This window comes from Candidatus Steffania adelgidicola, assembly GCF_020541225.1.
Classification (GTDB): Bacteria; Pseudomonadota; Gammaproteobacteria; order Enterobacterales; family Enterobacteriaceae; genus Steffania; species Steffania adelgidicola.
Window position 1 is genome coordinate 1,128,955 of sequence record NZ_CP045889.1, and the last position, 25,932, is coordinate 1,154,886.

Here is a 25,932-nt window from a genome sequence, read left to right on the forward strand (position 1 = left end):
TATCAAAAAATACTTCTTTAGATTCAATAAAGAATAATGGTGTATAAATATATTATAGGATAAGTAATCCCATTACTAATAAATCTTGATCGAGACCATGCTTGATTGTATATTTTAAAATATTAGTAATATTTAATCTTCGCATACTATTCATCAATAAGTAGTCATCTTATAAAGCATCTTGATACACTGATCAAATCACTACATCTAACAATTTTCATACAATTATATTCGCATTAATATTTATTAATGACATACTGAACTCCGAATACAAGAGATCGAATTTATGCTTTCTTTTTTCATAAAGTTTTCATAAACTCCAAAATGAATTATGAATAATAATTTCCCCTATTCAGTCACTTCTCGATAAAAAATAGATAGTGATGAGAAATACTTAATTTAGATCGCAAAAGAAATATAGTGAATTTGGCTAAAGGTGGATTTTACAGAAAGAAACAAAAAAATCATCAGGTTACGTGATTCATGTGGATGAAAAGGCAACATTGTAAGGTTATATTTAATGTTTTAAACGCTTGTTTCACGACAACACAAAAGCAATATATAGTGCTTTTATATTTAAAGAATATGAAAACCGTATATAACTTCTAGAAAATCATTTAGAGAGTGAAAAGTATTGTATGCCAGGCAATAATCACGATTATGTCGAATCGGTAAGAATAGTGTCTATAAATAAAATATACTATGGATATCATCTTTAATATCACATTATTTGATTGTATCCATGCAAATAAATCAAACTTATTAATTTTTATAAATAACACATTACTTTTATATGAATTACAGCAGAGAACTGTGCTTCTCTCTATAGATAGCTCATAATCATAGTTCATTCTCAGGGATTTTCCTTTATCACTATAAGTCATACATCAGGCTGAACAATGAAGATGGATAAAATGATGGTTAACTGTATAGCATATTGATTTTTTATAACTACAATTTATAGAAGATAAACGATTCTGGACTATCTCCCTAACAACGACAGAAACATGATAAAAAATCTCATAACATTGATTCTAAGTACCTAGCAAAGTCGCCTATGACTCATGGATTAAACTTACGCAGTAATAGACATAAGTCGAAAATAAAAAAAAGATATCTGTTGTAATCATAAGATTCTGTACTGAACCTATAGAATATACTTCGCATATGATGCGATACTAAATCAACATCACTTAACGTTTATTGCAACACACTCCTATACTCCGACTTTAATCTCTTAGGACTAAAGGAAATTTGCATAACCATCGCTGGGTACGCAAAATGGTATTTTCATTTTTGTGTCTTTCTGGAAACGCTTATGACCCAAAGCCATTTTTTTGCCCATCTGTCACGATTAAAACTTATTAACCGCTGGCCGCTAATGCGTAATATACATATCGAAAATGTCTCGGAGCATAGTCTTCAGGTAGCATTTGTAGCACATGTTTTAGCGCTGATTAACAATCGTTTGTTCGGTGGGAACCTGAATGCTGAGCGCATCGCGATACTAGGGATGTATCATGACGCTAGTGAAGTGTTCACTGGGGATATGCCGACACCTATTAAATATTATAATACCCAAATTACTCATGTATATAAAAATATTGAGAAAATCGCGCAACAAAAACTAATCGATATGATGCCTGAAGTTCTACGAGAAGATTTCCGCTTTCTTATCGATGATCGATATTATCTACCGGAAGAAAAATCTATCATTAAGCAGGCTGACGCCTTATGTGCATACCTGAAGTGTCTGGAAGAGATTTCCGCCGGTAATACTGAATTCACCCCGGCGATATCACGTCTTAAACAGACCTTAAAAGAACGACGTACCCCAGCAATGGACTATTTTAGGAATGTGTTTATTCTAAGCTTTAGTCTTTCGCTAGATGACATGAGCTAAAATTAGATAGTGATTTATGTTACAATCTTCTTACATGGAACACTTTTTCAGATCGAAGATAAACTACAAATTTCTTATTATTCTTTCATGCTTAATAGATAAGCATAAAAACAATCGGTACAGAGCAGACAAGCAAGTTTACAAATGCAATACAAGGTTATTTTTAGGGAAATATAAAAAATTTCAGTCTATCGAAAGAAACGAAAAGATAGTGTCATTCAAATTTTCTTTAAAAATTATTAAACAAGATGACATTTTAACTTAACTGATAACATAAAATTAGTATCGGATCTTATGGATCAATGCATGAAGTGTAATGGTGCGTCCTACTGGACTCGAACCAGTAACCTACGGCTTAGAAGGCCGTTGCTCTATCCAACTGAGCTAAGGACGCAATAACATTTTCATTTACGTTCGTTAATGAAGTGTGGATTATACGGAGGCAAACGATTCAGTCAATAACTTTTCTTTTCATGGATATTTAGTGCAGTATTAGAATGCATTCTATACCTGACAGCCAGGTATTCTTCTGCCAAAATATCGCCCTCAGCTTAATAAAATTTAAATTACATTGACGGATTTTCAATTCAGATGGTAGCAAAAATAATTGATGGTAAAACCATTGCTCAACAGATTAACAATGAAATAGCCAAGCGCATTCAAGAACGTTTAAAATTAGGTAAGCGCGCACCGGGATTAGCAGTAGTGCTTGTCGGAAGCGATCCCGCCTCAAAAATTTATGTTTCCAGCAAGCGAAAAGCCTGTTCGGAGCTCTCTTTCTTCTCGCTTTCCTATGATCTTTCCAGTATGGTTACGCAAACGGAATTACTGGCGCTCATTGACCGTTTAAACGCCGACCATCGCATAGATGGTATTTTAGTGCAACTTCCCTTACCAGCAGGAATTGATAATCTTAGCATACTGGAGCGTATTGTACCGGATAAAGATGTCGATGGTTTTCATCCTTATAATGTCGGTCGACTGTGTCAGCGTGCACCGCTTCTTCGTCCCTGCACCCCACGGGGTATCCTAACGCTGCTCGAATATTATCGAATCGATATAATCGGTTTAAACGCTGTTGTAGTTGGTGCCTCTAATATCGTTGGTCGTCCCATGAGTCTTGAACTATTGTTGGCAGGCTGTACTGTAACTATTACCCACCGTTTTACCCGAGACTTGCGGCGCCATATCGAAAATGCCGATCTACTCGCAGTAGCGGTAGGTAAAGCGGGATTTATTCCTGGAGAATGGATTAAACCCGGCGCAGTGGTTATTGATATAGGCATCAATCGTCTAAAAAACGGTAAAGTTGTCGGTGACATAGACTATGAAAGTGCCTCCGATCGCGCTGCTTATATCACTCCAGTACCCGGCGGTGTAGGTCCGATGACGGTAGCCATGCTGCTTCACAATACCCTACAAGCTTGTGAGAATTATCACGATATATGATATTCATCAAAATATTTTTCTGAAAGCTAACCTTGGAAGAGATTACCTTTTCATGCTTCCCAGCATCTCTTCTGGCCTGACCCATTCATTAAACTCTTCTTCTGTTACATAACCTAACTGTAGAGCTGCTACCTTTAATGTCAGCCCCTCTTTATGAGATTTTTTTGCAATTTCAGCGGCTTTATCATAACCAATCTTAGCATTTAACGCCGTTACTAGCATAAGTGATTCATGCAGTAAATAATCTATACGGTCACGATTTGGTTCAATCCCTATCGCGCAGTAATGATTAAAACTATTGATACCATCTGCTAAGAGGCGTACTGATTGTAAAAAATTATAGATGATCATGGGGCGGTAAACATTTAACTGAAAATTACCGGACGCCCCCCCGATATTCACCGCCGTATCATTACCCATAACCTGACAACAGAGCATCGTTATCGCTTCACACTGGGTCGGATTCACTTTACCTGGCATGATAGAACTACCTGGTTCGTTTTCTGGAATCCTTATCTCACCTATACCACAACGTGGCCCGGAAGCAAGCCAACGAATATCGTTGGCTATTTTCATCATCGATGCTGCTAGTCCTTTCAATGTTCCATGCCCGTACACCAAGGCATCGCAGGTCGCTAGAGATTCAAATTTGTTTGGCGCGCTGATAAATGGCTGTCCAATTAGTTCTGCTAATGCGTTTGCTACGCGAACCGCATACTCTGGATGAGTATTAAGACCAGTTCCTACCGCAGTGCCACCCAGAGCTAACTCGCACAAATGCGGAATAGTTTGCTTAATATGGCACTCGCTGTGTTCAAGCATTGCCACCCAACCCGATATTTCCTGACCCAGTGTTAGAGGCGTAGCATCCTGAAGATGGGTTCGACCAATTTTTATGATATCACAAAAGTCTTTAGCTTTAATGGTTAAGGTATTCTTTAATAGTGCTATATTTGGTAGCAAATGTTCCTGCAAAGCAATAACTGAAGCAATATGCATAGCCGTTGGAAAAACATCGTTAGAACTTTGGCTTTTATTTACATCATCATTAGGATGTACCAAGCGCCCATTCCCACCTAACAGCGCGTTGGCGCGGTTGGCTAACACTTCGTTCATGTTCATATTTGTTTGAGTGCCTGATCCGGTCTGCCAAATAGACAATGGAAATTCACTCTGATATTTACCACTGAGAACTTCATCCGCAGCACAGATAATAGCTTGAGCATACCTAGCGTCAAGCAGACCCAGATCCTGATTAACTGCTGCTGCGACACGCTTAATTTGTGCCAGGGCCCTAATAAATTCAGGAGGCATCTTTTCGCTGGAAATCCGAAAATGCTTGAGAGAGCGCTGTGTTTGGGCACCCCAAAGATGATCTTCTGAGACACTAATTATCCCCATTGAATCTTTTTCAACACGAGTGATTTCCATTATCACCTCTTAATATTTATTTTCTGCTTAATAAGCATATCCATTACAGAATGAAATTCTGCTGCGCTATTTTCCACATACCTCAAATACAACATCTATTAGATATGTATCAAATCTTCATTTTTTAACTATATGACAACGCCATCTCAAGCTCTTCATAAGAAGCGATTGAGATGGCGTTGAAGTTATTATCATGGCTTAGGATTTTAATTTGTATTGAAACTTGACTGGATAGATATGGTGTCCCCTAGGGGGTTCGAACCCCTGTTACTGCCGTGAAAGGGCAGTGTCCTAGACCACTAGACGAAGGGGACACTAAAGGCATCAGACAATTTGTGTGGACACATCACTTAACGTATCACTTAGGTTAAGGAGGTGATCCAACCGCAGGTTCCCCTACGGTTACCTTGTTACGACTTCACCCCAGTTATGAACCACAAAGTGGTAAGCGCCCTCCCGAAGGTTAAGCTACGTACTTCTTTTGCAACCCACTCCCATGGTGTGACGGGCGGTGTGTACAAGGCCCGGGAACGTATTCACCGTGGCATTCTGATCCACGATTACTAGCGATTCCGACTTCATGGAGTCGAGTTGCAGACTCCAATCCGAACTACGATGCACTTTATGAGGTCCGCTGACTCTCACGAGATCGCTTCTCTTTGTATGCACCATTGTAGCACGTGTGTAGCCCTACTCGTAAGGGCCATGATGACTTGACGTCATCCCCACCTTCCTCCGGTTTATCACCGGCAGTCTCCTTTGAGTTCCCGACTTTATCGCTGGCAACAAAGGATAAGGGTTGCGCTCGTTGCGGGACTTAACCCAACATTTCACAACACGAGCTGACGACAGCCATGCAGCACCTGTCACAGAGTCCCCTAAGGTACCAAAGCATTTCTGCTAAGTTCTCTGGATGTCAAGAGTAGGTAAGGTTCTTCGCGTTGCATCGAATTAAACCACATGCTCCACCGCTTGTGCGGACCCCCGTCAATTCATTTGAGTTTTAACCTTGCGGTCGTACTCCCCAGGCGGTCGATTTAACGCGTTAGCTTCAAAAGCCATGGCTCAAGGCCACAACCTTTAAATCGACATCGTTTACAGCATGGACTACCAGGGTATCTAATCCTGTTTGCTCCCCATGCTTTCGTACCTGAGTGTCAGTCTTCGTCCAGGGAGCCGCCTTCGCCACTGGTATTCCTCCAGATCTCTACGCATTTCACCGCTACACCTGGAATTCTACTCCCCTCTACGAGACTCTAGCCTGCCAGTTTCAAATGCAGTTCCCAGGTTAAGCCCGGGGATTTCACATCTGACTTAACAAACCACCTGCGTACGCTTTACGCCCAGTAATTCCGATTAACGCTAGCACCCTCCGTATTACCGCGGCTGCTGGCACGGAGTTAGCCGGTGCTTCTTTTGCGGGTAACGTCAATCGACAGTCTTATTAAGACTATCGCCTTCTTCCCCACTGAAAGTGCTTTACAACCCGAAGGCCTTCTTCACACACGCGGCATGGCTGCATCAGGGTTTCCCCCATTGTGCAATATTCCCCACTGCTGCCTCCCGTAGGAGTCTGGACCGTGTCTCAGTTCCAGTGTGGCTGGCCATCCTCTCAGACCAGCTAGGGATCGTCGCCTAGGTGAGCAATTACCTCACCTACAAGCTAATCCCATCTGGGTTCATCCGATGGCATGAGGCCCGAAAGTCCCCCACTTTGATCTTTCGATATTATGTGGTATTAGCTACCGTTTCCAGTAGTTATCCCCCTCCATTGGGTAGATCCCCAGATATTACTCACCCGTTCGCCGCTCGCCGGCAAAGAAGTAAACTCCTTTCCGATGCCGCCCGACTTGCATGTGTTAGGCCTGCCGCCAGCGTTCAATCTGAGCCATGATCAAACTCTTCAATTGAAAGCTTGATGCTCAAAGAGATAAAATCGGTATGTGTACATATACCGATTTAGTATTCTTCAAGACTTTAAGTGTTACTTATTGATACTATTTCGTGAGTGCCCACACAGATTGTCTGATAAATTTTTAAAGAGCAAGATTGAAAATGTTGTCTTTCACACTCCCAAACTTTATATAAGTTTAAATCTTCCTGGTATACAAGTCAAGCTTTTATTTAATCACATCAACTCTCATTTCATTACTTAACTGATTTAATCGAGTGAATCAGTACAAAAAGTACTGGTTTCATAGTATATGGATTTTTTCTTCAGGTAGCAAGAGACCTACATATAAAAATTCTAACCATCTAAATATAAAGCAACCGCAATAAAACACACAATGGCAATCCTAAAAAATACTAATGGATAATCACATATTGATTTTTGCAGCAACTTTCCTCCCCCGTGATTCTTGTATAAATCCTAATGACTCTAAAAAAGAGTCAATTACTATACTACTAGTAGTCAACTACTAGTAGTATAGTAGTTAATCTTGATTAAAGGCATCCTTACAGTGGTTTAACCTCCAACGTTTCATCAACATATAAAAGAATAGTTTTACCAGATGAATTTTACAAAATCATTAACTCTTAAAACTACGCATCCCGTTTTTTAGATATTGTAATTCCTTAGACTAGAGCAGTATTTTTTGGGATCAGCATGGAGGAGCACTTGATTTACATTACGCAACAACATTTTATGTTGATCGCGCTCTTTGCTTATTTGATTGTGATTTACCTTCGTTTTTCAGAAATACATGCGAGAAAAAACGACTGTATGTGGTTTCTATACATATCCTAAAAATGTAGCGCAGTGCATCTTAATGATTGAATTGGAATTCCAGTTCTTACAAACCTTTTACTGCAGGAGGAAGACTCATGACTCTATTCGCCTTTTCCCGTCTGTCATCATATCCATAATAGTAGCAAATTATATTTACTTAATATCTTAACCTTTTCGTTGAGTTATTAAAAACAAGGAAAACAATCTCAGATATTTTAACAAGACTGATATACAGATAATTACTTTCTTATAGCTTACCAGTAACCTTCTAATAAGGTACTCATGTGGTCATACATCTCTCATGTAGTGTAAAACTGATCTTAATAATATCTTATTAAAGATATCCAGGATTCATGATGCCTTATTAAATTTTCTATCTCTTCTAAAAATCCGTGCTTCCATCAACTGATAGAGATCACGAGGTGATGAAAACATACCATCTTCCCTAATGAAGATTAAGTAGTCCAATGGCGAATACTATACACTAAATCGCTATTTTAGCCTATGAAGACTTGATACGAAGTCAAACCTATCTCGCTCAGAGCGCGCAACCATATTACCCCTTCTCGATTCAGGCGTAGAAAATTTACTGACCAACCACACAATATGATCGTCTCGTACATCCAGTCTGATAGACCTATCTGGTAATCACTCTTCGGATAAGATCTACTGCGATAACGGATTTGTGATCTTTTGCTGAATTGAACGTTTCAATGGACGAGCGCCATAGTCAGCATCAAAGCTAACTTTACTTAGCCCAAGTAGCACTGAGTTACTGAGCGTGATACTATCACCTTGATCGGAAAAACGCGGTATAGACTCTTTAACTGAATCTGCATAATCTCAACGAGATGTTTATAGTTCAGCAAATAAAAAATCTATAACTTCATCTACACGATTAATCAACTCTAATTGAAGATGATATCTTACCACATCCAGCACTATATCCTTTATTTCTTCGTTTATTGGATCAAAGCGCTGCTGGATAAGGTCTGAGGCAGAATTTTAGGTTATGATGATTATTATTACGGTATGACGAAAATTCACCGTATGTCCCTGACCGTCTGCGAGACAACCGTCATCTAATATTTATTATAAAAGATTAAATACATACAGAATAAGGACGACGGCGTATCGCCTCTGTTAAATACCCTCTTCTTCATAACCAACATACCAAGAAGGAGCACCTATCAACTGTGATATCGAATATGTTTCCATAAATTCTAATATATCGATACGATCATAGCATTATCGCCTATCAAACAAGAACGTGCCTAGCGCTTTGCATTACTCTGTTTTCCCTACCCCAGTCGGCTTCAGAAAGATAAAGAAACCGATTAGGCAATTAAGATCTGAAAGACACCGGCACGACTACTTCGCATAGCATTAGAAACCACTTCTAACGCCTCGTTCTCCCCCATCACTTGCTTATGTAAATCTGGCTCTATACGCATTAATTTTACTTGCTCGTTTTCAAACACCGCGCAATAGGGATCCCAGTCCAATGAGCTAGCACTTCCTCAATCTTAATATCAGTTACGCGATTACACAGTAGACGTAGGATTGTTCCTTCAGATTGAGTTGCCGCACGCCGTTTTCCCAATTCCGGTTTCTTAATAACGCGGATTTCTCTGATTTATATTCCTTTTCAAGTTTCGCACAATCACACCCTTTTTGTCTGACTTCCTCATGAAATGTAATGAATCTTGTAATACTCGCATCATCCGTTTCTTTCTTTATCGCCCATTCTTCCAGCTTCAACTGCATTATTCGGCGTTCTAACCGATTGACCTCTTCTGGCTTGGAATTGTTTCCATACGAATACTAGACGCAACTTTATCGATAAGATCGATCGCCTAGTCTAGCAATTGCCGACCAGGAATATAACGATGGCTAAATTTAAAATCCGTACATAGTAATGCAACTCATAACGTTCTTTTAATCCGTCCAGAATAGTAATTATATCCTCTACATTTGGTTCGGCGACCAAGACCTTGTAACAACGCCGTTCCAATACCCAATCTTGCTCAATAAATCCACGATACTTATTAAGTGTGCGCCTACACAGTCTAGTTAACCATGCGAAAAAGCAGGTTAAAGTATATTACCATTGGCCTTTTCAGAGCCTATACTGGTATGCAATTCATCGATAAATAAAATCGCATTCCTATGCTGCTGCAAAATATCAGTTAATACACTTTTCAGTCTCTCTTCGAATTCACCACGATATGTCGCACCCGCTACCATTAATCCCATATCTAGCGATAATACCCGCTTATTTTTAAGCTTTTGGGAACTTTTCTGGGAACAATACGTACGCTAACCCCTTAAAAAACGTTCCCCCCCCAGTCCCCGGGTTCACGAACGAGGACTGGATTATTTTTAGTGCAGCGCTAAAGAATTTGAATAGTACGGCGAATCTCTTTATCGCGACCAATAACAAGACTGAGTGTACCCTGTTTAACGAGGGTAGTTAGATCAATAGTGAACTTTTTCAGGACTTGGCGTTGATTGTCTTCTCCAACATGCTTAAATTTTTCATTCGCGCGCATTTTCTTAATGACCTACTTAATCGTCGCTGTCGTAGCACTTTTTTGTGGTAATTTGTCACATAAATTTAAAACACACAGAAAATCTTGAGAACGCTATACATATTTTTTTTGCTATCTTCTACTTTCGTCATCTGCTTGCAGGTTTCCTGAACTGCCTGGGTAATCAGCGTTATATTAACTTTGCCGGATTGCAGTAGCGGACGCACAGTCCCACTCGCTTGGTTAAGTAGGGCTCTCATCACATGTACTGGTTCAACAAATTGATGATTGAATCGAAGAGCCATGGACTAAACATCAGCGAGAGCAACCTGGAATGTGTTGATAAGACGGTCTAAACACATCATTCTTCCAATTCTTAATGGAAATTATCACTCTGGATGAGCAAACAAGATCGTATTTTGATACTGTAAAGATATTATCTTCAATAAACTAGAAAAACATTCCTATTTATTTTAATGAATCTTACAAAGACCCATGCTGCTAGCCAGACTAAAATCACCATACGTTCGGTAATGCCCTCTCAACTAGAGGAGCAACAAGAGTTACTTTCCTGTATAGTACAATATTTCCCATTATATATACTGCGGATTCTAGCTAGTCTTAGCCGAAAATATACCGTGGATAAAGATTCGCTAGATTTTCCCCATCCTGGAGAAAAATGTACTTATGGATTTAACATCATGGCGAGTACACACGTCTTTCACTTTACGGTCCACTTCAAATACCTTTTATCCAATACCAAATTCTAGTCAGAATACAATATCTACATTCAATGCCTGAAAGGTATTGAATGTAGATATAATACGCCAGCGCATAACGCTCATTATCCAGCATGCGCTGCCGCAACTTCTCGCCTTCTATGCTTATAAAACAGCACCGGTAACCATCTGTAGTCAGGACAGCGTAGATCTGACTGCATGTTGGGGTATGGAGCGCACCTCCGAGAGGTGAGGGAAGAGATGCGCTATTTAACACCACCACATCAGTACGATGCACCTGACTTATCGAGTCAGGATACATAGGGAAATTCACTTTTACCTTTAATTATAAACAATTTTCTTAATCGGTACAAGGAGCGTCTTTAACATGGTTGCTCAGATTACGTGAAGCCCCAGGCGCTGCCTGCTTGCTTATACCACCCATACAACTCGTACTGCAACAAGCACGAACCAGGGCTGGCGCATGCCAATTGGGCTGAATAAGCCGACTCATAGGCAATTCATGTGAATTTTCAACATTTCTGTATCCGCTTTCAATGCAGCGATTAGTGCCACCATATCTTGTGGAAGAGGGACACGCCATTCCATATTAATTGTCGTAATAGGATGGCAAAGTTTTAAGAGAGTGGCATGTAATGCCTGACGATTGAAATGATACAGCGCTTCGTTAAAAGATGCAGAAGCCCCCTTAATCAGTCTTGGACGCTTTTTATAAATTGGATCACCCACTAGTGGGTGATTAATATGCGCCATATGCACGCGAATCTGATGGGTTCGGCCACTTTGAAGTCGAAGGCGTAGGCGAGTATGAGCGCGAAAGTGCTCCATAACGCGATAATGCGTTACTGACGGCTTACCTGTCGGATGTATCATCATGTGAGTTCGCTGAATGGGGTGACGAGCGATCGGCTTATCCACAGTGCCCCCAGAAATCATGTGGCCAATAGCAACCGCTTCATATTCTCGGGTAATTTCCCGCGCTTGTAGTGATCTACTGAGGCGATTTTGAGCTAGCACTGTTTTGGCTACTACCATTAAACCTGTTGTGTCTTTATCTAGACGATGCACGATCCCTACCCGAGGAACCTCCGCAATGGGAGGGAAATAATCCAGCAAAGCGTTTAATACAGTACCATTCTCGTGACCTGCACCGGGATGTACTACAAAATCACTTGCTTTATTGATCACAAGAATATGATCGTCTTCATAAATAATATTTAATCGGATGGCTTGTGGTTCCCACCGTAGTACTTTTTTGACAATTACACATACCTCAACGGTTTCACCACCAAATATTTTTTCTTTTGGTAATGTTATAATCCGTCCATTCACCTTTACTAAACCGTCAAGTATCCAGGCTTTAATCTGCGTTCGTGAACAATCATGCAATAATTGCACTAACACTTGATCTAATCGTTGTCTAACTCGTAGTGTATTCACCGTTCCGGTGAAATGTTGATACTTTTCCATATAATATATGTTCGGTAATATTAGGTTTTCACGACAATTCCGTTTAAAATAGTATTTTACCATAGCCGTCCCATCCGGGAATCAAATAAATAATCTCTAGGAGAGATACTTTAAGGATAATCACAACGTCATGTTGCAGATGAAATATCTTTTGTCAGCCATCACACTCAGCCTACTATTGGCGGGTTGCTCTAATAAAAAAAATACTGTTCCTGATCTTTCAGCATTCCAGATGTATGCATCTGCTCAGCAAAAACTACATGACGGTAATTATAATGCCGCCATCAAGGAGCTTGAGGTGCTGAATAATTGCTATCCGTTCGGTCCCTACACACAACAGGTTCAACTTGACTTGATTTATGCCAGCTATAAATCCAGTAATCTACTACTCATGCAATCGTCTATCGATCGTTTTCTTCGGCTGAATCCTATCCACCCCAATATTGACTATGTACTCTACATGCAAGGCTTAACTCATATGGCACTAGATGAAAACCCATTGCAAGAATTCTTTGGTGTAAACCGTGCCGATCGCAACCCGGAGTATGCCCGCCTTGCATTTCGTGATTTTATCCAGTTAATTCGTGGGTATCCAAAGAGCCAGTATGCCCCCGATGCCATTAAACGTCTGGTTTATCTCAAACACCGGCTAGCCAGACATAAACTGGCTATAGTAGAGTACTACTTCAAACGTGGCGCCTATTTCGCAGTCAATAAGCGCGTTGAGGAAATGCTACGTGATTTTCCTGATACACAGGAAACACGCCTAGCACTACCTTACATGGAACATGCCTACCAGGAATTGCAGCTTAATATTCAAAAAGATAAAGTTACAAAAATTATTGCAGTGAATCCAATTTAATCGGCTGCAAATGATGAGGCTTCATTACTCGCTTCTTTTAGTTGAGGGTTGGCGTTTCTCGATAAGAGACGGTCACAGAAAAACAGAGTAACCTACTAAAATAAAAAGCGATTATATCGAATAAGAGGTAACTTACATTATGTATAATAATACGTTATTCACGTTGCGCGATCAGATTAACGCACTAGATCTTCAATTACTATTATTACTAAAGGAAAGACGTGGTCTAACACTAGACATCGCACGCAGCAAAATAACCACTCAGCAGCCTATCCGCGATATAGAGCGAGAACGCGAATTGCTAAAACGCTTATTCATAGAAGGTGACAAACTTGATCTAGACAGATTCTACATTACCCAACTCTTTCAAATTATTATTGAAGATTCGGTATTAATACAGCAGGCTTTGCTGCAGTCCACTCTCAATCAGCAACCGCGTTCAGTAAAAATCGCTTTTCTTGGACCGAAATATTCTTATTCTCACCTGGCGACACTACAATATAGTGCGCGCCATTTTAAACAGGTGGTAGAATATGATTGTCGAAACTTCTCCGATATCATAAAATCAGTAGAAACTGGTAAAGCAGAATATGGTATTCTCCCCATTACAAATAGCAGTTCGGGCTCGATTAATGAAGTGCATGATCTGCTGCAGTATACCCAGTTATCTTTAGTTGGCGAAATCACAATCCCCATTGATCACTGCATACTCGTCAGCGGCAATACAACCCTCGATCATATCGAAATCATCTACAGTCATCAACAACCTTTTCAGCAATGTAGCCAGTTTCTAGATCGTTTTCAACATTGGAAATTTGAATACTGCGAAAGCACTGCAGACGCCATGGAAAAAGTAGCACAATTAAATCGCCCTAACGTCGCCGCATTAGGTAGTAGTCAAGGTGCAACCTTATATAATCTATTAGTGCTCGAAAATAATCTAGCTAATCAACAGCATAATCAAACACGTTTTATCGTGCTAGCACGTAAAGCCATTAATGTACTTGAGCAAATTCCAGCAAAAACCACACTGCTTATGATAACCAGTCAACAGTCTGGCATCCTGCTCGAAACACTTTTAATACTGCGGACTCATGGTATTGTGATGATACGACTCGAATCTAGACCGATACATGGTAATACGCATGAAGAAATGTTTTATATCGATGTACAAGCTAATTTACGTAGTGTAAAAATGCAAAAAGCGCTTCTTGAACTACAGGCAATTACAAGTTCTCTAAAAGTATTAGGTTGTTACCCGATCGAGAATGCGAAACCGATAGATCTAGTGCCCCCAGTATTTTAACGTTTTACTTACGGGGGGTAACATTAAATAATGTTAGATTGCATAAAATTACAGATATCTATATAGTATCGATTATCTCATCGGGCATTTTTTTATTCTTTTAAAAAGTCTGTGGTAAAAACAACATGTAATGGATTGAAATCAAATGGTTTTATTTACCGGCTCTCTTTCTTATTTACCACATGATTAATCGAATACAGCAAAATATCATAAAGTAATTTTCTATTGATCACGTCAGAAAATTTTTACACTGTACACAACTTTTTTAAAAATTTTTTAATTCTTCTTATCTTAAATAAAACAAGTCAAAACTTCTTATCTCGAGAAAAGAATTGCTATTTATTTTATAGGGAAAAAGCTTGAATAAAGTTTCATTGTCTAATAGTTTTATAAATGTATATTTTAAAACATTAATAGATGAACTCTAAAAAATTAATAGACCATTACTCATACAAGACATTTATATAGCCTCTTTCCCTTCCCCCAACAAGAGGTCTAGTAAGAGATATGAATTCGATGTTGTTAAAGTCGCTTGATACAGTCCAGCCTCTTAAAAGGGTTTCTTTTTTTCAGTGAAAATAGAGTTAAGAAGAAAACTTAACATTTCTATCGCACCCATCACTACCACATAGACACCGGTATAGGTTGAGATATAATCTATATCTCAATCCACGCACCTCACGGTAGTGGAGGGAAACTGTTTTTACAATTCGGAGTAACTTTATGTCAAAACAAGAGATAGGCGTTGTCGGTATGGCGGTAATGGGACGAAACCTGGCACTTAACATTGAAAGCCACGGTTATAGCGTATCTATTTTTAACCGGTCCCGTGAAAAAACAGATTTAGTAATCGCTGAAAATCCAGAAAAAAATTTAACACCCCATTATACCATGCAGGAATTTGTCAATTCACTCAAGAAACCTCGTCAAATTCTGTTAATGGTTAAGGCCGGAAAAGCCACTGATCATATCATTGAATCAATGAAACCTTTTTTAGAGAAAGACGACATCCTCATTGACGGCGGTAATACTTATTATAAAGACACCATTCGCCGTAACCATGAATTGTCAAAAACAGGGATCAACTTTATAGGTACCGGTATATCCGGTGGGGAAGAGGGGGCACTGAAAGGACCATCGATTATGCCTGGTGGACAGAAAAGAGCTTACGAGCTTGCCGCTCCGATTCTAGAAAAAATTGCCGCACGTGCCAATGGCGAAGCCTGTGTGACATATATCGGGCCCAATGGCGCGGGACATTACGTTAAGATGGTTCATAACGGTATTGAATATGGCGATATGCAGCTCATTGCTGAAGCTTATGCGTTACTAAAAAACACATTAAACTTAAATAATGAGCAACTAGCTAGCATTTTTCGCATATGGAATCAAGGTGAACTAAATAGTTACTTAATTGACATTACTAAATTTATACTCACCAAGCAAGATGAGAAAGGCCATTTTCTAGTGGATCTCATCCTCGATGAAGCGGTTAATAAGGGAACTGGTAAATGGACTAGCCAGAGCGCTTTAGACTTAGGTGAACCACTGAGTCTTATCACTGAAGCAGTGTTTTCCCGTTACCTGTCGTCCCTGAAACAACAGCGAATAGCGGCATCAAAAGTGCTCACCGGCCCCAAGCCGAAAGTCTTCAACGGCGATAAGAAGAGTTTTATCGAAAAAGTACGACGCGCACTTTATTTAGGTAAAATTATTTCCTATACGCAAGGGTTCTCGCAGCTAAGAGCCGCCTCAGAAGAAAACCATTGGGATCTAAATTACAGCGAAATTGCGAAAATCTTTCGTGCAGGCTGCATTATCCGAGCCCAGTTTCTTCAAAAAATCACCGATGCCTATACTCAGGAACCAGAACTCACCAACCTATTGCTTGCACCGTATTTTAAAGAGATCAGCTTTCTCTATCAGAACGCCCTGCGAGATATAGTGATATATGCAGTAAAAAACGGTATCCCAACACCAACCTTTTCCGCGGCTATAGCTTACTACGACAGCTATCGATCTGCTGTTTTACCAGCCAACTTAATTCAGGCCCAACGTGACTATTTTGGCGCTCATACTTATAAACGCATTGATAAAGAAGGAGTTTTTCATACAGAATGGCAGGAATAAATATACCTGGAAACGCTAGGGCATGGTCAATACCTAATTGGAAAAATTTAGGATATAAATAATACTGATTGATCCCCTGAACACTTAGACAAAAAATATCGCCCGATTTTTTCTGTGCGTAAAATGCTTCTTTTAAAGAAGCATCAAGATAAAACCATAGTATTTTAGTTTTACTACTGTAGCTTAAAGTAATCAAAACTACAGGAATTTTATAATTAGGATGCAATCTAAATAAGATTGAGGCGCACATCTTCCGACACCCGCTACAATCTCATGTGCGCCGCTGATATCTCTTTCATATCAAAAAGAATAGGGGGGTTTAATGAGATCGCATTAAACCTAGCACGTAATATACTTTATTTTAAATAAGTCTGTGCGATGAACTATGATTCCATGTCGAATGGAACACAATGCGAACGGCATAATCAAGGCTATTTTTCTTCTATCTTCAGAAGATAGAAGGGGGTTCAAGGAGTGAACCATATACTTTACTATAATCTTTCTCAAGGAGAGAACAACATCACACCTAATTTTAAGGCTGACAGAGCATTCTTTTTTGTACTTTAAATTACTTATTATCATGTGAATAATGGTTTGATATATAGTGAACCACGTTAAGTATGTAGAAGAAATAAGATTACTTTTCTATTTGTTTTATATAAAACCACTAACTTTTTGAGATTATATACTTATCATATTTATCCTATCTGTATCGCCAAAACACTGACAGATAACATTAATATTATCTATCAGTGTGTTTTTAAAAATGTACAATATATCCAATCCATAAATTTGAGTAAAAATCTGAGCCAACATAAACAAAATGGCAACAACGACTCAGATTAAACCTCCTTTTTATATCCTAGCACAAGATGCAAAGTAAATTCATGAAAAATTTGACAATTCTCGGAAGTACTGGTTCTATTGGGATTAATACATTATCGGTGGTTAAGTGCAATCCAGAAAAATTCAGAGTATGCGCCCTTGTGGCCAGAAATAGCGACACCCTCATGACTGAACAATGCTTAGCTTTCCGACCCAGCTACGCCTGTATGACGGACGCGGCTTCAGCGCAAACACTGAAGAACAACTTGACCGCGGCCAGATCCGCGACTACAGTATTGTCCGGATCTCAGGCTGCATGCGAGCTAGCGGCGCTAGATGAGGTAGATACTGTAATGGCTGGTATTGCCGGAGCAGCCGGATTAGAAACAACACTAGCGGCATTACGTAGTGGTAAACGAGTATTACTAGCTAATAAAGAATCCCTCGTTATCTGCGGGCAACTTCTTATGAAAGAAGCACATCGTCATCAGGCCATATTACTGCCAGTAGACAGTGAACACAACGCAATTTTTCAGAGTTTACCAGAACCACTACAGAAAAGATTAGGTTACGCTTCTTTATCTGAATATGGCGTGTGGCGCCTCATTTTAACCGGTTCAGGCGGCCCATTCCGCCAAACATCGCTAACTGACCTAGCTATGATGACTCCTAAACAAGCTTGTGCGCATCCAAATTGGTCAATGGGGCCTAAAGTCTCAGTAGATTCCGCCACCATGATGAATAAAGGACTGGAATATATCGAGGCACGCTGGTTGTTTAATGCTGCCGCTGAGCAAATAGAAGTACTGCTGCATCCTCAATCCATCATCCACTCAATGGTACGCTATACTGACGGTAGTATCCTAGCACAATTAGGCTCACCAGATATGCGCACATCGATCGCTCATGCCCTATCCTATCCTGAACGGATCCCATCAGGTGTACCGCCTCTAGATTTCTTAAGTCTTAGCGCGTTAAGCTTCGAGCAACCGGATATAAATCGTTATCCCTGTCTCCAGCTAGCTATCGATGCCAGTCAACGGGGGCAATCGGCAACTATTACACTTAATGCCGCCAATGAAATTGCAGTGACAGCATTTTTGCGCGGGGATATCCGTTTCACTGATATTGCTTCTATTAACCGACGAGTGCTAGATCACGGTGACTTGCCCGAACCAGATAGCGTAGAAGAAGTATTGTATATCGATAGCCAAGCGAGAAAAATTGCTCACCATAACATCAATTATTATAGATGGTAACCCGTCGTATACAATTCCTTAACAGGTAATTTGTTTAACGACCAGAAAAATGATATAGTCAGCGCTACTTATCCCAGTAATAATTAGCTTTTCGGATAAAATTAGTCATAAGTGTGGTACAAAAACAGTTTCTTACAAGTTCGCTTCACGCCATTCCCGTCATACGACGGTATTCTTAGTGAGGTAATACCTAAGCGTGATATCATCTAAAAGTCAACAAACGTCACAACCACACCATGTAGCTATTATTATGGACGGAAACGGTCGATGGGCAAAAAACCAACAAAAGTTACGTATTTTCGGTCACCAAGCCGGCGTTAAAGCAGTCCGAAGCGCTGTAAGTTTTGCTGTTATCCATCGTTTTAAGGCACTAACACTGTACGCTTTCAGCAGCGAAAACTGGAACCGTTCCAACCAGGAAGTATCTGCACTGATGGAGCTGTTTGTGCGATCTCTAGACAACGAAATTAAAAGCTTGCACCACCATAAGATTCGACTACGGATTATCGGTGATACTTCTCGATTCGGGATACGTCTGCAAGAACTTATTCGTCGCTCCGAGTCCCTAACCTCTAAGAATAAAGGATTAACTCTAAATATTGCTGCAAATTATAGTGGACGTTGGGATATAATTCAGGGAGTCAGGAAACTTGCTACCCGAGTAAAAGAGGGGAGACTACATCCCGAAGAAATAAATGAAGACGATTTATGCCAGGTAGTTTGTATGAGTGAACTGGCCCCTGTAGATTTGGTCATCCGCACGGGAGGGGAATATCGCATCAGTAACTTTTTGCTGTGGCAGATTGCCTATGCCGAGTTATTTTTTACTGACGTGTTATGGCCAGATTTTAATGACGCTGTTTTTGAAACTGCGCTAAATGCTTTTGCTCAACGTGAGCGGCGATTTGGTAGAATTACACCTCATGATGCGAATACATCTTAAACACAGGTTACTAAAGTATCGCCTGATTACTGCCGTTATCCTTATACCCATAGTGACCGCCGCACTGTTTTTATTACCACTCATGGGATTTGTCTGTCTCATCCTCTTGGTATGTATGTTAAGCGCCTGGGAATGGGGTCGGTTAGCGGGACTCACCTCTCTAAGTCAGCGCATATGGCTTGCCATTATTTTCGGTTTTTTTCTTGCTTTTATAAGCCTCAGGATATCGCCATCCCGGCCATTCTTGAGTCTCTGGCAGGCTAAATACACCCTATGGACAGCACTTGGCTGGTGGATATCGGCACTAATACTGCTATTATGCTATCCCTGCTCTGCTAGATTCTGGAGAAAATCGCGCCTACTGCGCCTAATATTTGGTCTCTTAACTATTCTGCCTTTTTTCTGGGGCATGCTGGCACTACGCCAATATCATTATGACATTAACCATTTCAGTGGTGCCTGGTGGGTATTGTATGTCATGGTACTAGTATGGAGTGCTGATTCCGGCGCCTATATATTTGGACGCATGTTTGGCCGTCACAAGTTAGCACAAACAATCTCCCCCAGAAAAACCTGGGAAGGCGTGATAGGTGGATTGATTACTTCTGTTGTAATCACTTGTTTTTTCAAAAAATATTCTCCTATTCATGCCGAACTACATGCATTATTTCTTTCCTCTATTATCTCAATAATAGCAGGAATGCTGGGTGATTTAACTGAAAGTATGTTTAAACGGGAGGCAGGTATTAAAGATAGCGGGTATGTCATCCCTGGCCATGGCGGCATCTTAGATCGTATCGATAGTCTAACCGCGGCAGTGCCGGTGTTCATCTGTCTAATGTTTTTAACCTTTCATGCCATCTGAGTCGTAACTGGAAGAACTTATGCTACACTTTTTATGGAATCTTACTGCGTTTATTGTTGCGCTGGGAATTTTAATCACAGTGCACGAATTTGGTCATTTTTGGATCGCGCGATGCTGTGGTGTAAGAGTAGAACGTTTTTCAATCGGTTTCGGTCGAACATTGTGGCGACGATGTGATAAGCGAGGTACTGAATATATTATCGCTACCATTCCCCTAGGCGGCTATGTCAAAATGCTGGATGATCGAGTAGATACTGTCGAACCCCATCGTCGAAATGAAGCTTTTAATCGTAAGAGTATCTGGATACGTACGGTAATTATTGTTGCTGGGCCAATATTTAACTTCCTATTCGCTATTTTTGCCTACTGGTTAGTATTTCTAATTGGCGTGCCAAGCTATCGACCAATTATCGGCGAAGTAGCCCCTAATTCCATTGCCGCAAAGGCTGAAATTTCTCCCGGAATGGAAGTGAAGTTAGTGGATGGCATTGACACACCTGATTGGGATTCAGTGCGCTTGCAGCTCCTCGATAAGATTGGACATGGTCATACAACAGTAACTTTGACACCCTTCGGCACCGTCAAGAGTACAAAAAAAACTCTTGATTTGCGTCATTGGAAGTTCGAGCCAAATAAGGACGATGCTATCATCTCACTAGGTATAATTCCCCTCGGTCCACGTATCGAGCCGGTACTTAGCAAAGTGCAACTGGGTTCTGCTGCAATGAGAGCCGGTTTACAAGCCGGTGATAAAATCCTTACAGTTAATGGCCAGCCAGTCACCGAATGGCGGTTATTTGTTACCCAGATACGCGACAATCCCGGGCAGGCAATCTGTGTCAATATTGAACGAAGAGGTATCGCGATAGATATTACTCTACAGCCTGATAGCAAAGTATTGGGAAACGGAGAAAGAGAAGGATTCGCTGGAGTTATGCCGAAAATCATCCCGCTACCCGAAAAGTATAAAATTATGCGGCGATACGGTCTGCTTCCAATCCAGGCTAGCGAAAAAACCTGGCAGATAATGCACCTAACAGTCAGGATGTTAGGGAAATTACTGACCGGAGAGGTGAAACTAAATAATTTAAGTGGGCCGCTTTCAATTGCCCAAGGTGCAGGACTATCAGCAGAATACGGTCTGATTTATTATCTGATGTTTTTAGCGCTTATCAGCATCAATTTAGGGATTATAAATCTGTTTCCCCTACCCGTACTAGATGGTGGCCATTTACTCTTTCTATCCATAGAAAAGCTTAAAGGAACTCCGGTATCCCAACGAGTAGAAGATTTTAGTTACCGTATCGGCTCGATTTTACTGGTATTACTAATGGGTATGGCTCTTTTCAACGATTTCTGTAGGCTATAAAGGCCTTTTATTATGTTAGGAAGAACGAATCACAACGATGGCGATAAAAACATTACTTATATCGTCGCTACTGCTTAGTAGCGCCACCGTATACGGTGCAAACGGGTTCCTAGTGAAGGATATTCATTTTAAAGGACTACAACGGATCGCTGTCAATACAGCGCTACTCAGCGTCCCTATCCATATCGGCAACATAGCAACTGATAAAGACATTAGCAATACTATCCGAAAACTCTTTGCCACCCATAACTTTGAAAATGTCCGAATACTTCGTGACGGAGATTCACTTCTCATCCAAGTTAAAGAACGCCCGACTATTGCTAGTATCACCTTCTTCGGCAATAAATCAATAAAAACGGAGCTACTCAAGAAAAACTTAGAGAGTCAAGGTATCCAGATCGGAGAGGCACTCGACCGTGCGATAATTTCTAATCTCGTACAGGAACTGCAGAACTTCTACTATAATATAGGTAAATACGGTGCTATAGTTAAAAGCGTAATTACACCTCTCCCAGGTCACCGCGTTTCTTTAAAGTTAATCTTTACCGAAGGTATCTCCGCTAAGATTCAAAAAATCAATATTATCGGAAACAATTTCTTTACTACCGATGAACTGATTTCACACTTTCAGCTACGTGATTCGATGTCGTGGTGGAACCGGATCACCAATCGCATGTATCAAAAAACAAAGCTTATTCAAGATCTAGAAACCCTACGTAATTTTTACCTTAATCACGGATATGCCTGTTTCCATATTAATTCTACACAAATTAACCTGACCCCTGATAAAAACAACATCTATATCACCCTCAACATCACTGAAGGTGATCAATATACACTATCCAACATAGTCATTAACGGGAATATGGCAGGCCACTCCAACGAAATAGAGCAGCTGTCCAAGCTGCGATTAGGAGAACTTTACAATGGTGCTCAAATCACCAAGATAGAAAATGATATTAAGAAATTGTTAGATCGTTATGGTTATCCCTATCGACGTATCGAAACTCAAGCAGAAATTAATGATACAAATAAAACGATCACGCTTCACATAAACGTAGACGCAGGAAATCGATTCTATGTTCGCCACCTGCGCTTTGATGGAAATAATATCACTAAGGATTCCGTCCTACGACGTGAAATGCGACAAATAGAAGGTACCTCGCTTAGTAGTGATCTTGTTGAACAAGGTAAAGAGCACCTTAACCGTCTCGGATACTTTGAAACTGTAGATACTAAAATACAGACAGTACCCGACTCATCAGATGAAGTTGATGTAGTATACAATGTAAAAGAGCGAAATACTGGTAGTATTAATCTCGGCGTTGGCCTCGGAACGGAGAGCGGTATTAACTTTCAATTTCGTATCCAGCAGGATAACTGGCTAGGAACCGGTAATTCTGTCAACTTAGTCGGCACTAAGAACCACTACCAAAACTACACCGAACTATCGATAACCGATCCATACTTTGGGATAGATGGAGTGAGTTTAGGCGGCAAGATCTTCTATAACGATTTTAACGCCGATAATGCAGACCTTTCAGATTTTAATCTGCGAAGCTATGGTATGGGCACCACGCTAGGATTCCCGATTGCTGAAAACCATTCACTAAATTTTAGCCTGGACTATGTCCATGGCGATCTTAGTAATATGGAACCACAGGTGGCGATGTGGCGCTATTTGAAGAGCATTGGTATTAATCCCAAGGTTGTCACCACTACCAAAGCAAATGTCGATGCTGATTTTAGCGCCGATGACTGCTTCTTCTCAATGGGATGGAGCTATAATAACCTAGATCGCGGTTACTTTCCTACTGCTGGTTCACGAGTCGGTTTAACCGGTAAGATAACGATGCTTGGTTCCGATAACGAATATTATAAAATCACCTTCGATGCTATTCACTACATTCCGCTCAGCAAGACCGGACAATGGGTCCTTATGACACATACGCGCACTGGATACGGCGTTGGTTTAGGAGGTAAAGAGGTCCCGTTCTATGATAACTTCTATGCCGGCGGAGTTAACACCGTGCGTGGTTTCCGTGCTAATACAATTGGTCCAAAAGCTGCGTATTATAAATGTAATAACAGTAATACTAGCTATAGTGATTGTTTAGTGGAACAATCCAGCGATGCTGTTGGAGGAAATATGATGGCCACTGCGAGCGCAGAGCTTATTATACCAATGCCATTTCTGAACGAGCAGTATGTAAACTCAGTGCGTACTTCCTTTTTTATAGATGCCGGTACCGTATGGGACCATAACCGACCGTATCCCAGCATGAACATCCCAAAAAATATCTCAAACTATAATGATCTAGCACATTTTCGTGTTTCCAGTGGAATCGCTTTGCAATGGATGTCGCCAATGGGGCCTTTGGTATTTTCCTATGCACACCCCTTCAAGAAATACAAACGAGATAAGTCTGAGCAGTTCCAGTTTAATATCGGTAAAACATGGTAGTATCACACGGGATGATGTGCAAAGAAAGGAGCAGGGAGATAGATACGTTAAAAACGTTTTACTGTTGTTTTTCTTTCTAATAAAATATTAATAGTGGTTAAGGAGTTTATAGTGAACAACTGGTTGTATGCCGCTGGCCTGGGTTTATCACTCACCATCTCTGCTACCTCGCAGGCTAGCGATAAAATCGCTGTGGTTAACGTCTCCAGAATTTTCCAGCAATCTCCACAGCGTGCTGTAGTTTCTAAACAGCTGCAAAATGAATTTAAAGGCCGCGCTACTGAACTTCAGTCTATGGAACACAATTTACAAACTAAAATACGCCATCTTCAGCAAGATTCCGCTGTCATGAAAGTTAGCGAACGCAATACACTAGAAAAATCCGTTATAGCTCAGCGAGAAATATTTGCTCACAAAGCAGAAGCATTTGAGCAGGACAATCGTCGTCGGCAAACTGAGGAACGAAATAAAATTCTTCACTACATCCAAGGCGTGGTGAAAACGGTTGCCAGTAAAGAAGGGTTTGATCTAGTGATAGATATTAACGTCGTAGCTTATGCCAGCAACACAAAAGACATCACCGCTGATGTTTTGAAAGAGGTAAAATAAATCATGCCTTCAATTCGACTGGCTGATTTAGCACAGCAGTTGGATGCACAATTGCATGGTGATGGTGAGATCATGATCACTGGTATTGCCTCCATAGGCAACGCGAAATCAGGTCAAATTACATTTCTTTCAGATAACCGCTTTCGTAGCAAACTCTCTTCCTGTCAAGCATCAGCGGTTATCCTCACTGAGGACAATCTTCCATTGTGCATTAGCTCAGCCCTGGTTGTTACTAATGCTTATTTAACTTATGCTCGTATGGCTCAATTAATGGATACTACACCCAAACCTACTGCAAACATCGGTGAAAGAGCAGTAATTTCGCCTGATGCTAAACAGGGACAACAGGTCTCGATAGGCGCTAATGCTGTTATCGAATCTGGCGTTATTCTGGGAGATAACGTGATAATCGGCCCCGGCTGTTTTATCGGTAAGAATACCTGTATTGGTGCTGGTACGCGTTTGTGGGCCAACGTCACAATCTATCACGATATTTCTATTGGTGAACGGTGTCTTATCCAATCTGGCACCATAATAGGTTCTGATGGATTCGGGTATGCCAACGATTGCGGTGCCTGGATTAAAATACCCCAACTAGGCCGTGTCATTATCGGAGATCGGGTGGAAATCGGCGCTTGCACCACTATTGATCGCGGTGCATTAGAAGACACTTGCATTGGTCATGGTGTGATTATTGATAATCAGTGCCAAATTGCACATAACGTAGTTATTGGTGACAACACGGCAATTGCCGGCGGAGTTGTCATGGCAGGTAGTCTCACTATTGGACGATCTTGCATGATTGGCGGTGCGAGCGTTATTAACGGTCATATAACAATCTGTGACAAAGTCACAGTAGGCGGTATGGGCATGGTTATGCGTTCAATAACCGAACCAGGCGTATATTCGTCCGGAATTCCCCTGCAACCAAATAAAAAATGGCGTCAAACCGCCGCCTTAGTCATGAATATTGGCGATATAAGCAAGCGTATAAAAGCTATTGAGCGAAAATTAGAAAAAAACTAATTGGTTCTACCCCCCTCTA

16 protein-coding genes, 2 tRNA genes, 1 rRNA gene and 1 pseudogene are annotated in these 25,932 nt (G+C 40.6%); 12 read left to right on the top strand and 8 right to left on the bottom strand.

Annotated elements, in window-relative coordinates; genetic code table 11:
* Positions 1 to 1,318 precede the first annotated feature (1,318 nt).
* A complete protein-coding gene (gene yfbR, locus GFK82_RS03160; RefSeq protein ID WP_226810566.1) occupies positions 1,319 to 1,903 on the top strand; it encodes a 5'-deoxynucleotidase in 585 nt (194 codons plus the stop codon).
* 317 nt (positions 1,904 to 2,220) lie between these two features.
* On the opposite strand, the gene GFK82_RS03165 is transcribed toward yfbR, so the two are convergent.
* A tRNA-Arg gene (locus tag GFK82_RS03165) sits at positions 2,221 to 2,297 on the bottom strand.
* A gap of 197 nt (positions 2,298 to 2,494) precedes the next feature.
* Between GFK82_RS03165 and folD the strand changes: the two genes are divergently transcribed.
* Positions 2,495 to 3,352 (top strand): bifunctional methylenetetrahydrofolate dehydrogenase/methenyltetrahydrofolate cyclohydrolase FolD, encoded by an 858-nt coding sequence (gene folD, locus GFK82_RS03170; RefSeq protein ID WP_226810567.1) that lies wholly within the window; start codon positions 2,495 to 2,497, stop codon positions 3,350 to 3,352.
* Positions 3,353 to 3,394: 42 nt separating this feature from the next.
* On the opposite strand, the gene fumC is transcribed toward folD, so the two are convergent.
* The 7 genes and pseudogenes from fumC to rluD form a co-directional block, all read right to left on the bottom strand.
* Positions 3,395 to 4,783, bottom strand: coding sequence for a class II fumarate hydratase (gene fumC, locus GFK82_RS03175; protein WP_226810570.1), 1,389 nt, complete (start codon positions 4,781 to 4,783; stop codon positions 3,395 to 3,397).
* 238 nt (positions 4,784 to 5,021) lie between these two features.
* Positions 5,022 to 5,097: transfer RNA gene (locus tag GFK82_RS03180), tRNA-Glu, on the bottom strand.
* Between the two features lie 54 nt (positions 5,098 to 5,151).
* Positions 5,152 to 6,693: ribosomal RNA gene (locus tag GFK82_RS03185) — 16S ribosomal RNA — on the bottom strand.
* A 1,469-nt stretch (positions 6,694 to 8,162) separates the two neighbouring features.
* Positions 8,163 to 10,350, bottom strand: a pseudogene (locus tag GFK82_RS03190) (AAA family ATPase).
* A 433-nt stretch (positions 10,351 to 10,783) separates the two neighbouring features.
* Positions 10,784 to 11,098 (bottom strand): hypothetical protein, encoded by a 315-nt coding sequence (locus tag GFK82_RS03195; protein ID WP_226810571.1) that lies wholly within the window; start codon positions 11,096 to 11,098, stop codon positions 10,784 to 10,786.
* Between the two features lie 27 nt (positions 11,099 to 11,125).
* Entirely contained in the window at positions 11,126 to 11,278 is a 153-nt protein-coding gene (locus GFK82_RS03200) for a hypothetical protein (RefSeq protein ID WP_226810573.1), read from the bottom strand.
* The gene (gene rluD, locus GFK82_RS03205; protein WP_226811297.1) at positions 11,275 to 12,255 is read right to left on the bottom strand and encodes a 23S rRNA pseudouridine(1911/1915/1917) synthase RluD; all 981 of its coding nucleotides are present in this window, start codon (positions 12,253 to 12,255) and stop codon (positions 11,275 to 11,277) included. Before rluD ends, GFK82_RS03200 begins: the two co-directional genes overlap by 4 nt.
* A gap of 130 nt (positions 12,256 to 12,385) precedes the next feature.
* Between rluD and bamD the strand changes: the two genes are divergently transcribed.
* From bamD to lpxD, 10 genes are all read left to right on the top strand, one after another.
* Positions 12,386 to 13,117: an outer membrane protein assembly factor BamD gene (bamD, locus tag GFK82_RS03210; protein WP_226810575.1), complete on the top strand. Its 732-nt coding sequence runs from the start codon at positions 12,386 to 12,388 to the stop codon at positions 13,115 to 13,117.
* A gap of 139 nt (positions 13,118 to 13,256) precedes the next feature.
* Positions 13,257 to 14,423: a bifunctional chorismate mutase/prephenate dehydratase gene (gene pheA, locus GFK82_RS03215; RefSeq protein WP_226810581.1), complete on the top strand. Its 1,167-nt coding sequence runs from the start codon at positions 13,257 to 13,259 to the stop codon at positions 14,421 to 14,423.
* 723 nt (positions 14,424 to 15,146) lie between these two features.
* Complete coding sequence (gndA, locus tag GFK82_RS03220) at positions 15,147 to 16,553, top strand: NADP-dependent phosphogluconate dehydrogenase (RefSeq protein ID WP_226810583.1); 1,407 nt, start codon at positions 15,147 to 15,149, stop codon at positions 16,551 to 16,553.
* An 887-nt stretch (positions 16,554 to 17,440) separates the two neighbouring features.
* A complete protein-coding gene (ispC, locus tag GFK82_RS03225) occupies positions 17,441 to 18,637 on the top strand; it encodes a 1-deoxy-D-xylulose-5-phosphate reductoisomerase (protein ID WP_226810588.1) in 1,197 nt (398 codons plus the stop codon).
* A 250-nt stretch (positions 18,638 to 18,887) separates the two neighbouring features.
* Entirely contained in the window at positions 18,888 to 19,580 is a 693-nt protein-coding gene (gene uppS / locus GFK82_RS03230) for a polyprenyl diphosphate synthase (RefSeq protein WP_239025645.1), read from the top strand.
* Positions 19,564 to 20,445 (top strand): phosphatidate cytidylyltransferase, encoded by an 882-nt coding sequence (cdsA, locus tag GFK82_RS03235; RefSeq protein ID WP_226811299.1) that lies wholly within the window; start codon positions 19,564 to 19,566, stop codon positions 20,443 to 20,445. The genes uppS and cdsA overlap by 17 nt, the downstream gene beginning before the upstream one ends.
* Positions 20,446 to 20,464: 19 nt before the next feature.
* Complete coding sequence (rseP, locus tag GFK82_RS03240) at positions 20,465 to 21,814, top strand: sigma E protease regulator RseP (RefSeq protein ID WP_226810590.1); 1,350 nt, start codon at positions 20,465 to 20,467, stop codon at positions 21,812 to 21,814.
* Between the two features lie 37 nt (positions 21,815 to 21,851).
* Positions 21,852 to 24,278 carry an outer membrane protein assembly factor BamA gene (gene bamA, locus GFK82_RS03245; RefSeq protein ID WP_226810592.1) on the top strand — a complete coding sequence of 809 codons (2,427 nt, stop codon included), beginning with the start codon at positions 21,852 to 21,854 and terminating at the stop codon, positions 24,276 to 24,278.
* Between the two features lie 111 nt (positions 24,279 to 24,389).
* A complete protein-coding gene (gene skp / locus GFK82_RS03250; RefSeq protein ID WP_226810595.1) occupies positions 24,390 to 24,887 on the top strand; it encodes a molecular chaperone Skp in 498 nt (165 codons plus the stop codon).
* A 3-nt stretch (positions 24,888 to 24,890) separates the two neighbouring features.
* A complete protein-coding gene (gene lpxD / locus GFK82_RS03255) occupies positions 24,891 to 25,913 on the top strand; it encodes a UDP-3-O-(3-hydroxymyristoyl)glucosamine N-acyltransferase (RefSeq protein ID WP_226810602.1) in 1,023 nt (340 codons plus the stop codon).
* Positions 25,914 to 25,932 lie beyond the last annotated feature (19 nt).